The organism is Myroides indicus (assembly GCF_004364575.1).
GTDB classification, from domain to species: Bacteria; Bacteroidota; Bacteroidia; order Flavobacteriales; family Flavobacteriaceae; genus Flavobacterium; species Flavobacterium indicum_A.
Genome location: NZ_SOAG01000002.1, coordinates 23,814 through 36,463, shown reverse-complemented (window position 1 = coordinate 36,463; position 12,650 = coordinate 23,814). Strand labels below are relative to the sequence as shown.

The 12,650-nt window shown below is 36.0% G+C and carries 14 protein-coding genes; 6 read left to right on the top strand and 8 right to left on the bottom strand.

Annotation, left to right across the window (positions count from 1 at the left end):
- Nucleotides 1-97: 97 nt before the first annotated feature.
- The 4 genes from C8P70_RS00965 to rimP all read right to left on the bottom strand — a co-directional run bounded on the left by C8P70_RS00965 (nucleotide 98) and on the right by rimP (nucleotide 5,646).
- Entirely contained in the window at nucleotides 98-772 is a 675-nt protein-coding gene (locus C8P70_RS00965; protein WP_133711484.1) for a zinc metallopeptidase, read from the bottom strand.
- 115 nt (nucleotides 773-887) lie between these two features.
- Nucleotides 888-3,875: a translation initiation factor IF-2 gene (gene infB / locus C8P70_RS00960; RefSeq protein ID WP_133711483.1), complete on the bottom strand. Its 2,988-nt coding sequence runs from the start codon at nucleotides 3,873-3,875 to the stop codon at nucleotides 888-890.
- Nucleotides 3,876-3,927: 52 nt separating this feature from the next.
- On the bottom strand, nucleotides 3,928-5,166 hold the full coding sequence (nusA, locus tag C8P70_RS00955) for a transcription termination factor NusA (RefSeq protein ID WP_133711482.1): 1,239 nt from the start codon (nucleotides 5,164-5,166) through the stop codon (nucleotides 3,928-3,930).
- Nucleotides 5,167-5,178: 12 nt separating this feature from the next.
- Complete coding sequence (rimP, locus tag C8P70_RS00950; RefSeq protein WP_133711481.1) at nucleotides 5,179-5,646, bottom strand: ribosome assembly cofactor RimP; 468 nt, start codon at nucleotides 5,644-5,646, stop codon at nucleotides 5,179-5,181.
- A gap of 178 nt (nucleotides 5,647-5,824) precedes the next feature.
- On the opposite strand from rimP, the gene C8P70_RS00945 reads away from it, so the two are divergent.
- The gene (locus C8P70_RS00945; protein ID WP_133711480.1) at nucleotides 5,825-6,655 is read left to right on the top strand and encodes a universal stress protein; all 831 of its coding nucleotides are present in this window, start codon (nucleotides 5,825-5,827) and stop codon (nucleotides 6,653-6,655) included.
- 74 nt (nucleotides 6,656-6,729) lie between these two features.
- Here the strand turns inward: C8P70_RS00945 and C8P70_RS00940 are convergent, their stop codons facing one another.
- From C8P70_RS00940 to C8P70_RS00925, 4 genes are all read right to left on the bottom strand, one after another.
- The gene (locus tag C8P70_RS00940) at nucleotides 6,730-7,554 is read right to left on the bottom strand and encodes a mechanosensitive ion channel family protein (RefSeq protein ID WP_133711479.1); all 825 of its coding nucleotides are present in this window, start codon (nucleotides 7,552-7,554) and stop codon (nucleotides 6,730-6,732) included.
- Entirely contained in the window at nucleotides 7,541-7,771 is a 231-nt protein-coding gene (locus C8P70_RS00935; RefSeq protein ID WP_243832637.1) for a hypothetical protein, read from the bottom strand. The genes C8P70_RS00940 and C8P70_RS00935 overlap by 14 nt, the downstream gene beginning before the upstream one ends.
- The gene (locus tag C8P70_RS00930; protein ID WP_133711478.1) at nucleotides 7,771-8,352 is read right to left on the bottom strand and encodes an RNA polymerase sigma factor; all 582 of its coding nucleotides are present in this window, start codon (nucleotides 8,350-8,352) and stop codon (nucleotides 7,771-7,773) included. The genes C8P70_RS00935 and C8P70_RS00930 overlap by 1 nt, the downstream gene beginning before the upstream one ends.
- 77 nt (nucleotides 8,353-8,429) lie before the next feature.
- The gene (locus C8P70_RS00925) at nucleotides 8,430-9,023 is read right to left on the bottom strand and encodes a riboflavin synthase (protein ID WP_133711477.1); all 594 of its coding nucleotides are present in this window, start codon (nucleotides 9,021-9,023) and stop codon (nucleotides 8,430-8,432) included.
- Between the two features lie 59 nt (nucleotides 9,024-9,082).
- Between C8P70_RS00925 and pdxA the strand changes: the two genes are divergently transcribed.
- From pdxA to accB, 5 genes are all read left to right on the top strand, one after another.
- Complete coding sequence (gene pdxA, locus C8P70_RS00920) at nucleotides 9,083-10,153, top strand: 4-hydroxythreonine-4-phosphate dehydrogenase PdxA (protein ID WP_133711476.1); 1,071 nt, start codon at nucleotides 9,083-9,085, stop codon at nucleotides 10,151-10,153.
- 50 nt (nucleotides 10,154-10,203) lie between these two features.
- Nucleotides 10,204-10,764 carry a YceD family protein gene (locus C8P70_RS00915; protein ID WP_133711475.1) on the top strand — a complete coding sequence of 187 codons (561 nt, stop codon included), beginning with the start codon at nucleotides 10,204-10,206 and terminating at the stop codon, nucleotides 10,762-10,764.
- A gap of 9 nt (nucleotides 10,765-10,773) precedes the next feature.
- Nucleotides 10,774-10,971 (top strand): 50S ribosomal protein L32, encoded by a 198-nt coding sequence (rpmF, locus tag C8P70_RS00910; protein WP_133711474.1) that lies wholly within the window; start codon nucleotides 10,774-10,776, stop codon nucleotides 10,969-10,971.
- 162 nt (nucleotides 10,972-11,133) lie between these two features.
- On the top strand, nucleotides 11,134-12,132 hold the full coding sequence (locus tag C8P70_RS00905) for a beta-ketoacyl-ACP synthase III (RefSeq protein WP_133711473.1): 999 nt from the start codon (nucleotides 11,134-11,136) through the stop codon (nucleotides 12,130-12,132).
- 25 nt (nucleotides 12,133-12,157) lie between these two features.
- Nucleotides 12,158-12,643, top strand: coding sequence for an acetyl-CoA carboxylase biotin carboxyl carrier protein (accB, locus tag C8P70_RS00900; RefSeq protein WP_133711472.1), 486 nt, complete (start codon nucleotides 12,158-12,160; stop codon nucleotides 12,641-12,643).
- Nucleotides 12,644-12,650: the final 7 nt, after the last annotated feature.

Here is a 12,650-nt window from a genome sequence, read left to right as displayed (position 1 = left end):
ATTTCATTTGGCAATCGGTTATCCACCAATGACAATTGTAAACGCAAAAAGGCATCCTATCGGATACCTTTAAACAATTAAAATTAAAATATAAACACTATTCTCTTCGTCCCATATAAATCATAACATAGTACAGCAGTGTGCCTAGCGATGAGATAGCTGCAACTACATAAGTACGGGCAGCCCAGCTCAAAGCATCTTTTGCCCCTGCATACTCCTGTTGTGTAACCATGTTTTTAGTCTGAAGCCACTTTAAAGCTCTGTTACTGGCGTCATATTCAACCGGCAAAGTGATGAATGAAAATATAGTAGTTAAAGCGAACAATACAATTCCCAGTAACAACAACTGAGGAAAAGTATTAAGCATAAAAACACCTGCCAATAAAACCCAGGGTACTATATTAGATGTCACACTTAAAACCGGTACCATTTTAGATCTCATTGTCAGCCAATGATAAGCGGTAGCATGCTGAACAGCATGTCCAACTTCGTGTGCAGCAACCGCAGCGGCGGCGGCATTGCGTTCGTTGTAAACCGCTTCGCTCAAATTAACCGTTTTATCGGCCGGATTGTAATGATCCGTTAAACGACCCGGAGTTGAAATAACGCGTACATCTCTGATTCCGTGATCTAAGAGCATTTTTTGAGCAATTTCAGCACCACTCATCCCGTTTTGCAGATGTATTTTTGAATACTTCTCAAATTTTGACTTTAACTTATATTGTATATAATAACTTGCTGCCATGACAGCAATCATAAAAATCCAAATCATAGTTTTACTTTTAATCGGTAAGAATACAGCAAAATATACGCCAAATCAAATAGCTGACACCTTGTCATAAAAAAAGGGATTGCTATGGCAACCCCTTCTTCTTCATTTATGATGTTTACTTTAGTTTTTTCTTTACTTCAACTTCTTGGAATGCCTCTATTAAATCATACTCCTTAATATCGTTGTAATTTTTAATCTGAATTCCGCAATCGTATCCTTTAGCCACTTCTTTTACGTCGTCTTTAAAGCGTTTTAATGCTGTCAGTTCTCCTGTGTAGATTACGACTCCTTCGCGGATTAAGCGGATTTTTGAACTTCTGAATATCTTGCCATCCGTAACCATACACCCTGCAATTGTTCCCACTTTTGAAATCTTGAACAGTTCTCTGATTTCTGCCGTACCGGTAACTTCTTCTTTTAATTCCGGAGATAGCATACCTTCCATTGCATCTTTCAAATCATCGATAGCGTCATAGATAATAGAGTAATTTCTGATATCAATTTCCTCTTTTTCTGCCAATTGTTTCGCCGAAGTCATCGGACGAACGTTGAACCCTATAATAATAGCATCAGAAGCAGACGCTAACAATACGTCAGATTCGGTTATTGCTCCAACTCCTTTATGGATGATGTTGATTTGTATTTCTTCTGTAGAAAGTTTAGAGAACGAATCGGAAAGTGCTTCAACAGATCCGTCCACATCTCCTTTCAGGATAATATTAAGCTCTTTAAAGTCTCCTAAAGCAATTCGGCGTCCGATTTCTGCCAAAGTAATATGTCTTTGGGTTCTTACAGACTGCTCTCTCAACAATTGCGTACGTTTTGTAGCAATTTGCTTTGCTTCTTTTTCTTCTTCAAATACGTTAAACTTATCTCCGGCAGTTGGCGCTCCGTCTAATCCTAAAACAGAAATAGGTCTGGATGGTCCTGCTTCTTTTATTGAATTTCCGCGCTCATCATGCATAGCACGCACTTTTCCGTGATGACATCCTGCCAACAGGTAATCTCCTACTCTCAGCGTTCCTCCCTGCACCAAAATAGTAGACACATATCCTCTTCCTTTATCCAGATAAGCTTCTACCACGGTTCCGGAAGCGAGTTTATTAGGGTTAGCTTTTAATTCAAGCATTTCTGCTTCAAGCAATACTTTTTCAAGTAATTCTTTCATTCCGATTCCTTGCTTGGCAGAGATATCCTGAGACTGATAGGTTCCTCCCCATTCTTCTACCAAAAAATTCATTGCTGCCAGTTTTTCCTTAATTTTCTCAGGATTTGCCGTTGGCTTATCTATTTTATTAATCGCAAAAATAATCGGGACTCCTGCAGCCTGAGCATGACTTATAGCCTCTTTGGTTTGTGGCATGATATCGTCATCCGCAGCAATTACAATAATTACAATATCGGTAACTTGAGCTCCACGGGCACGCATAGCAGTAAATGCCTCGTGTCCAGGAGTATCTAAAAATGTGATTTTTTGTCCGCCGTCTAACGTCACTCCGTAAGCTCCGATATGTTGTGTAATTCCTCCTGATTCTCCGGCAATTACATTGGCTTTACGAATGTGATCCAGTAAGGAAGTTTTTCCGTGGTCAACGTGCCCCATAACCGTTACAATCGGCGCTCTTGGCTTTAAATCCTCTGGTCTGTCCGGAACTTCTTCGATAGATTCTTCCAGATCGGCTGTTGTAAAGTCAACTTCATAACCAAATTCATCTGCAACAATGCTCAACGTTTCTGCATCTAATCGCTGGTTCATTGTAACCATGATACCCAATGACATACAAGTACCTATCACTTTAGTAATCGGCACATCCATCATTGTTGCTATTTCCCCCACCGTTACAAACTCTGTCACTTTCAGCACTTTACTTCCTGCCTCCAGTGCTTTTTGTTCTTCGTCTGTTTTTTTACGATGTATATCTCTCTTATCTCTTCTATATTTTGCAGCTTTAGACTTATTACCTTTTCCTTGAAGACGCTCTAAAGTTTCTTTAATTTGATTTTTAACTTCTTCTTCGGTCGGTTCAGCTTTTACAACTGGCGCAGTATGGCGTTTAGAGTGTTTATTATTGAACTTCCCACCACCTCTTTGAGCATTATTTTGGTTTCCGCCTCTTGGATGGTTATTTCCTCCGGCAGCGCCAGCACTATTTGCTCCTTCTTGAGTGGAAGGTTTTGCTATGCGTTTTCTTTTGTTTTTTCCGGCGCCCTGAGATCCTTCTTTTTTATTATTCCCTGAACCAGCAGCATTGTTCCCTTTTTTGTGGTCTTCTTTTTTCTTTTTGGGTTTTTCAAATTGAGATAAATCAATTTTTTGACCTGTAAAAGTTGCCCCTGTAAGCTTCTGGTATTGTGTTTTTATAATTTCATCTCCTAATTTAGGCTCTCCTTTAGCTTCTTCTGCTTTCGTTCCTTTTTCTTCTGTTTTAGCTTCCGGTTTATCCTGTTTTTTAGCTGAAGATTCTTCTTGTTTATCCTTTACAACCTCTTGTTGCTTTGGCTTTTCAACTTCCTGTTTTGCTTCCACTTTCTTATTAGTGTTTGTTTCGGCAGATACAGGTTTAGCATCTGTTTCAACAATTTCTTTTTTTACTTCTGCCTTAGGCTCAGAGACTTTAATCGTTTCCTTTACCGCTTCTTGTTTAGGAGCTTCAGCTTCGGGCTGCTTTACTGCCTCTTTTTTGTTTTCTGTTTGCGAATCGTCTGAAGATGCTTTAGTTTTAGGTTTTGGTTCAAGCTCTATCTTACCAACTGTTTTAATAGCAACAGCTTCTTCTGCTTTTGCTCTGATAATTTCTTGTTCTCTTTTGATTCGAGCTTTTTCTTCTTGTTTTCTCTTTTCTTCCAATTCTCGCTCGCGCTCTTGTTTCAACGCTTCTTTCTCTTTCTTTTTCTCTTCGCTTACTTCAATAGAAGCTTCTTTCTTCCCTCTGTCAGCAGAAAATTGTTTGCACAGAACACTATACTCTTCTTGAGAAATTTTAGCATTTGGAGTTGCATCGATTTCAAATCCTTTGCCTTTCAAAAAGTCTACGGCTCTGTCGAGAGAAATATTTAATTCCCTTAAAACTTTATTTATTCTTATTGCTCTTTCTTCAGACATATTATCTTTTTAGTGTATTTATTTGTGTTGTGCGTTATCCGTGTTTGCAGGACTAATCTTCAAACTCCTCTCTCAGAATTCTCAATACATCTTCTATTGTTTCTTCTTCAAGATCGGTTCTCTTAATCAGTTCGTCTACAGTGAGATTTAACACACTTTTGGCTGTATCTAAGCCTATTTTGGCAAATTCGTCAATTACCCATTCGTCAATTTCATCCTTAAACTCTGACAATTCCACGTCGTCATCTTCTGAATTAAGTTCTCTCATCACATCAATATCAAATCCTGTAAGCATTCCTGCTAATTTGATATTCTGACCTCCTCTCCCAATGGCACGAGAAACTTCTTCCAAATCTAAATATACATTTGCCTTTTTAGCTGCATCATCCAAAACAACCTTGTTTACTTTTGCCGGAGCTAATGCTCTTTTGACAAATAAATCTGTATTGGCAGTATAATGGATTACATCTATATTTTCATTTCCTAATTCTCTTACAATTCCGTGAATTCTCGATCCTTTCATTCCCACACATGCACCGACCGGATCAATGCGCTCATCATAAGAATCTACAGCTATTTTTGCTTTTTCTCCCGGAATACGTACTACTTTTTTAACTGTAATAAGTCCTTCTGCAATTTCCGGAATTTCTTGCTCCAGCAATCTTTCCAAAAACTGAACAGATGTTCTGGACATAATAATCTGCGGTTTGGATCCTTTTAATTCAACCGCCTCTATTACTCCTTTTACTGTATCTCCTTTTCTAAAAAAATCTGAAGGAATCTGTTTTTCTTTCGGCAATACAATTTCATTGCCTTCTTCGTCCATCAAAATTACGACTTTTGGGCGGATATGATGCACTTCTGCTGTATAAATCTCCCCGATCACTTCTCTAAAATGCTTATACAGGGTAGCATTATCGTGTTCTGTTACTTTAGAATTCAAATACTGGCGCAAAGCAAGTACTGCTCGTCTTCCAATATCTTCCAATTTAACTTCTTCAGAAACTTCTTCGCCTACTTCAAAATCTGCTTCAATCTTTCGAGCATCTGTCAAAGAAATCTCATAATTATCATCTTCTACTTCTCCGTCATCCACAACCACTCTGTTTCTAAAAACCTGAAAATCTCCTTTATCCGGATTAACAATAATATCAAAGTTATCATCTGCTCCATATTTTTTCTTCAATGCATTTCTGAATACATCTTCCAAAATAGCCATCAGGGTAACTCTGTCTATATCTTTTAATTCTTGAAACTCTGAGAATGATTCAATTAAACCACTATTCTCCATGTAATACTTTTTTTAAAATGAAATTATAACATTAGCCTCTTTTATCTTATCAAATGCGATAACTGCTTCTTTTTCAACAGTTATTTTTCCTTTACCTACAGGCTTGGGCTCTCTAGCTTTCCACCTGAGCACAATCTCTCCGTCTCGCACTTCTTCTAAAGTTGCTTCAATTTTTTGTTGTTCTATTGTAACCACATTCAGCTTTCTGCCGATATTTTTATGGTATTGACGAAGCTGTTTTAGCGGCGCTGTTGCTCCCGCAGAGGCTACTTCTAACGAAAAATCCTGCTCTTCTCTATCTAAATTGTGCTCAATAACTCTGCTTACATCAATACAATCTTGCAAAGTTACACCTTTATCTCCATCAATAATAACAGTTATTTTATTATCCGGTGATATAGAAAAATCTATCAAAAACAAACAAGAACAGTCATCTAACGCTTTATTAATCAACTCTTTTACTCTATCCTTAAACGTCATATCCTATAAAAAGAGGGGACTCTGTCCCCTCATTATTTAGTCTTTTTAATAAATAACTTTGCAAATATATTACTTTTTTTATACAAATAAAACTTTTGTGTATTGATAATTATATTCTTATTTTTATAACTTCATTAAATTACAGCTGAAAAAATAAGAAATCAATCAATACTTGAATATGAAAAAAATACTCATTCCAACTGATTTTTCAAATCAGGCATTTAACGCAATCAGAGTAGGAATTAAACTTGCTAAAAAAGAAGGTGCCGAAATTATTTTACTGCACATTCTTGACCTTCCTCAGGAAGGGAGCGACAGCGTAAACAAAGGAACTCCTGCGCCTCAGGTTATGTTTTTTAAAAATGCAGCAGAAGAAAAACTAAACAACCTCGCTTTAGATCCTATTTTCCAAGGACTAACCGTTTCTACAAGCCTAATTCTTGATCGCACTTCTTTAGGCGTTACTAAATCAGCCGAAAACAACAACGTTGATTTAATTGTTATGGGATCACATGGAGCAAGCGGGTTTAAAGAATATTTTATCGGATCAAATACTGAAAAGGTAGTTCGAACCTCCAACATTCCTGTTTTAGTAATAAAGGGAGAAGTAGAAGACTTTAAAATCAGTGATTTTGTCTTTGCTTCTGACTTTTCAGAAAACATGAAAGAACCTTTTAAAAAAGCACTGGCTTTTAATAAAGTATTTGGATCAAAACTTCATTTGTTAATGGTTAACACACCCAACAACTTTAAAGCCACTCATGTTGCCGAAGAGCTTTTACAGGACTTTTTACAAGACATAACCGATAAAGAATACGACTTAAGTATTTATAATGACATCAACATAGAGAAAGGAATCCTAAATTTTTCAGATAGAATAAATGCAGACCTCATCGGCATTGCCACACATGGAAGAAAAGGAATCTCACACTTCTTTAACGGAAGCATCAGTGAGGATTTAGTAAATCACTCCTCTACTTCTGTTCTTACTTTTAAGATTGATAATTAAACTTTAACAGAACAAAAAAAGAGGCTGTTTTTTAATATAAATAGCCTCTTTTTTATATTCCTCAACCCCTGAAACTACTTTATAATTTCAATATGACTTTCCGAAACTTTCTGTATAGGAAGATAATTCTTTTTACCGTCCACCAACAAGCACAAATAAATATTATCAATAGAAATAACATATCCTTCAATACTATTATCTATTCGGATAAATTGCCCGATTTCTAAATTCTTTCTGGCATAAAAAGAATACAACAAGCGGGTAACAATATCTTTTGCACCCAATCCCATAGACAAAGCAAGCGTAAATAACAACGCCCCTACTATAATTGATATATTACTAGTAATCACAGAGGTATCAATCCCCATCTGATTCAAAGTTGTAATGATAACAAAAACAAGAATCAAATAAAATAATATATTCCCGATCATTCGCGCACCGCCAAAGTCAATATTTTTCAACACTTCAATCACAATCTTTTTAATCCAGGAAGCAAAATATAACCCTCCCACAAAAATAAGAAGTGCCACAAATATCTTCGGTATATACATCATTAAATTCCCAATCTCACTAGAAACAACTTCAAGTCCAAAAAGTTCAGCTCCTATCAGCAACATCAAAAAGACAATAAAGACTTTTACAAAAAAGATAAGAATTCCCTCTACGCGTATAGTAAAGTTCAACTTACTCAAAAATTCATTTTCATTGATTAGCTTTTGGATTTTTTCCAATCGAATGAATTTAAATATTTTTTTCAACAAATAAGTCAGAAATTTAATTACCAGCCAACACAGCAAACCATATCCCCCTAACAGCAGAAAACCAAAGACTCCTTTTACCAAAGATCCCATCACTGAATTTATCATCTGACTTGGATATTCAAAATTATATAACTCCATCGTCTTTTTTATTTTTTAATTTATCAATCAATTCTTTTTCTTTCTCCTTATCCGCTTCTCCAAGAAAACTACCTAAAACTTCAGGCACTTTTACAGTATATAGCTCAGACACATCCAGGGATAACTTTATAAAATTGAGATTATCAATCACCCTACCCTTCAGGTATTCCGGCAATTTTTCATCTGCTAATATTTTTTTAAAAGGATTATCCATCATTACAATGAGTTATATATTTCCACTATTTTTCTCTTTGCCCTGTGTAATCGCATTTTCACAGCACTTTCTCCCAATTCCAGCATTAAAGCTATTTCTTTTATCGATTTATCATCCTGATATTTCATCAACAAAATAATTTTATCTTCAGGATCTATCTTTTGTAGTGACTGCTGAAGTTTTCCTACTGCAAGAGAAAAAATTTCTTCATCAGATATCTCTTCTTCCATCGCTTCATCATACACGAATTCTTCATTTATACTTTCTTCATTTCTGCGTCGCCTCAAAACTGTTTTCGAATAATTTACACAGTGATTATATGCAAAAGAATACAACCAGGTAGAAAACTTAGACTCTCCTCTAAAATTTTTTAAATTCAAATATAGCTTTACAAATATATCCTGAGTCAGATCTTCTGCCACATCTCTTGACTCTGCAAAACCTAAACATTTCGTATAAACTTTTTGCCCATACCTATCATAAAGTATACCAAACAAACTTGTATTTCCGCTATGGACAATGAATTGAACCAATTCTTCATCCGTCATAGCAGCAAAGTTTTTATTCTGCAGATTTATTTTCATGTCCACATTTTACAAGCGCAAAATTAGTGTATTTTTCCAATTCATTGACAATCTTTTACTTTTCATTAAAAAGTTTTCTAAACTTTACCTAACCGCATTAACTTGGACACGTATTTACCAATAACATCAAATTCTAAATTAACCAAACTTCCTACTTGATAGGTTTTAAAAACAGTGTGTTCCTTAGTATAAGGAATAATAGCCACCTTGAAGGTGTTTATTCCGGAATCAACAACTGTCAGACTAACACCATCAACTGTAATAGAACCTTTTTCAATCGTTGTATTTTGCGTATCTTTTTTAAACTCAAATCCATAATACGTACTCCCTTCTGCTTCTTCAATAGAAACACATTTTCCTATAAAATCTACATGCCCCTGAACAATATGTCCGTCTAAACGTCCATTGAGCAGCATTCCTCTCTCAAGATTGACAGATTGCCCTACTTTCCAATTTCCAATAGTAGTAACCTCTATAGTTTCTCGGATTGCCGTAACTGTATATGAATCGCCCTGCAAAGCAACCACTGTCAAACAAATACCGTTATGTAAAACGCTTTGATCCACCCTTAATTCCGGCACAAAACCACATTTTACAGTCAGGTGCAGATTAGCCTGTTCTTTTTCTATTTTTTGAACAACACCAATATCCTCAACAATTCCCGTAAACATATTTCAATTTATTTTTATTAAATTTGCTTTCAAAAGTAGTAATAATTTACAGGACAATTATGAGCCAGAAAGAAGAAAATATTAAAGTAGGTATTTCAATAGGTGATTTAAATGGCATAGGATGCGAAATAATACTAAAGTGTTTTGAAGACAGCAGAATGCTCGAAATATGCACCCCAATTATTTTTGGAAACTCTAAACCTTTGTCCTATGCAAAAAAAGCAATTGAAAGCAGCACAAATTATCAAGGAATAGACCGCCTGTCTCAAGTCATAAACGAAAAAGTTAACGTTTACAACGTTTGGAAAGAAAGTTTAAATATTAATTATGGCGAAAACGATCCGCTTATCGGGAAATATGCTATTAAATCATTCGTTGCCGCCACTGAAGCTTTAAAAAACGGAGAAATTGATGTATTAGTAACTGCTCCTATTAATAAATACAACAGCCAAGATGATGACTTTAAATACCCAGGACACACAGATTATTTAAATAAACAGTTAGAAGGAGACGCTCTTATGCTCTTAATGAGTGACGAATTAAAAGTAGGATTGCTTACCGACCACATTCCTTTAAAAGAAGTGGCTCAACACATCACGATTGATTTAATAAGAAAAAAAACAAAAATACTAAACAAAACCCTAATACAAGACTTTAATATTTTAAAACCCCGAATCGCCATTCTAGGATTAAATCCCCATGCTGGTGATGACGGAGTAATCGGTACAGAAGAAATAGAAATTATTAAACCTGCTGTTCAAAAACTCAATGAAGAAGGCATTTTAATTTCAGGACCTTTTCCTGCCGATGGCTTTTTCGGATCCGAAACATACAGACATTTTGATGCCGTCATAGCTTGTTATCACGATCAGGGTTTAGCTCCTTTCAAAGCACTTTCCTTTGGACAAGGCGTAAATTACACTGCCGGATTAAACAAAATACGTACATCACCCGACCACGGTACTGCCTATGACATTGCCGGAAAAGGACTAGCCGATCCTTCTTCATTCAGAGAAGCCATCTTTGTCGCTTTAGATATTTTTAAAAACAGACATTATAATGCAGAAGCCTCGCAAAATCCTTTACAACCTCAAGAAAAAGATTTAAGTACAAAAAAAAGTGATAATTAGCTTGCAATAATAATATTTTTTTATCTTTGCACGCTCAAATCATGTTGATCATGAATAACAAAAGAGACTTTTTAATTCCTTTTTCAGGATTAAAAAACGGAGAGCATAGATTTGAATTTCAAGTAGATGACACCTTTTTTAAAGATTACAGCTACGAAGATTTTAATCATATAAATGCAGATATCAGCGTTCTTTTAAATAAAAAAACAAGCCTGCTAGAACTCCATTTCACGAGTAAAGGCATTATAAATACCGCTTGCGACGTCACTAATCAGGATTTTGACTTACCTATTGAAGGTCATCTAAACCTGATTGTAAAATTTGGCGAAGAGTTTAACGATGACCATGATGAAATTTTGGTTATTCCGTTTACCGAACACCAAATAGACGTTTCGCAATATATTTATGAAATGGTTGTTTTATCTATCCCTCAAAAGAGAGTACATCCCGGCGTTTTAGACGGAACTCTGGACTCTGAGGCATTAGATTTTCTAGGTTACAACAACAATAGTGATGATGAACCTGAAACAGAAGACGACGATACAAATAATAACGATGAAGAAATAGACCCGAGATGGGCAGAATTAAAAAAACTATTAACGGATAAATAATATAGTAAAATGGCACATCCTAAGAGAAAGACCTCGAAAACAAGAAGAGATAAAAGAAGAACACATTACAAAGCTGTTGCCCCTACTATTGCAACATGTCCTGTTACCGGAGAAGCTCACCTATTCCACAGAGCTTACTGGCATGAAGGAAAACTTTACTACAGAGGGCAAGTTGTAATTGACAAAACCACTGAAGTAGAGGCATAATCTTTAAAAAATTACAAAAACTCTCACAATGTGTGAGAGTTTTTTTTTGTAAATAAAAACGACCCGAAGTGACTTTATAAATCAAAATCAATATTAATTGTTTTTTTTTTTGTAATTTTCGCTTCTTTTTGGAATGTTTTTACAAAGCAAAGCAATACCATTATGACAAAAATAAACGCAGCCATTACCGCCGTTGGCTGTTATCTACCAGAAGACAAGCTCACAAATGCTGATCTTGAAAAAATGGTTGACACAAACGACGAATGGATTACTACAAGAACCGGAATTAAAGAAAGACGAATTCTTAAAAACCCGGGGAAAGGAACTTCTTATCTGGCAATTAAAGCTGCCGAAGATCTTTTGCAAAAATCAGGCACAGATCCTAAAGAAATTGATTTAATTGTTTTAGCTACAGCTACACCAGACATGCCTGTTGCCTCAACAGGAGTATACGTAGCCACACAAATCGGAGCAACAAACGCATTTTCCTTTGACCTTCAAGCCGCTTGTTCCAGCTTTTTATACGGTATGTCTGTAGCCTCTTCCTATATTGAATCAGGAAAGTACAAAAAAGTATTATTAATCGGAGCCGATAAAATGTCTTCCATTATTGACTACGAAGACAGAGCAACATGCATTATTTTCGGCGATGGTGCCGGAGCTGTTCTTTTTGAGCCAAATTCTGAAGGATTAGGAGTTCAAGATGAGTACTTAAGAAGCGACGGAATTGGAAGAGAATTTCTAAAAATAGATGCCGGAGGCTCAATTCTTCCTCCTACTGCAGAAACGGTTGCTAATAAACAGCATTTTGTATTTCAAGACGGAAAAACCGTTTTCAAATATGCTGTATCCAACATGGCTGATGTAAGCGAAAAAATTATGCAGCGCAACAATCTTTCTCATCAAGATGTTGACTGGCTGGCAGCTCATCAGGCAAACAAACGCATCATCGATGCCACCGCTCACAGAATGGGATTAGACGATTCAAAAGTATTGATGAATATCGAAAAATACGGAAACACCACTTCCGCCACACTTCCCCTCTTACTTTGTGACTTTGAAAAACAACTTAAAAAAGGCGACAATATAATTTTCGCTACTTTTGGGGGAGGATTCACATGGGGAGCCATGTATTTAAAGTGGGCTTATACTAAAGAATAAAACTAACCAATATCACAATTCAGGTATGGACATTAAAGAAATTCAAAATTTAATTAAATTCGTAGCTAAATCGGGAGCTACAGAAGTAAAATTAGAAATGGACGATTTTAAAATCACCATTAAAACGACTGACGCAGGAAGCACTGAAACAACTTACATTCAACAAGTACCGGTAACTTCTGCTTTACCGCAAGCTGCTGCAGCACAACCAACAAGTCCTGCTGCTCCGACTGCAACAGAAACACCTAAAACAGATGATAATTCTTCAAAATACGTTACAATAAAATCCCCTATCATCGGAACTTTCTACAGAAAGCCAGCTCCGGATAAAGATTCATTTGTTGAAGTAGGTAAGACCATCAAAGCAGGCGATGTAGTATGCGTGATTGAAGCAATGAAACTTTTCAACGAGATAGAATCCGATATTTCCGGTAAAATTGTCAAGGTTTTAGTAGATGATTCATCTCCTGTAGAATTTGATCAGCCATTATTCCTGGTAGATCCATCTTAAGAAATTT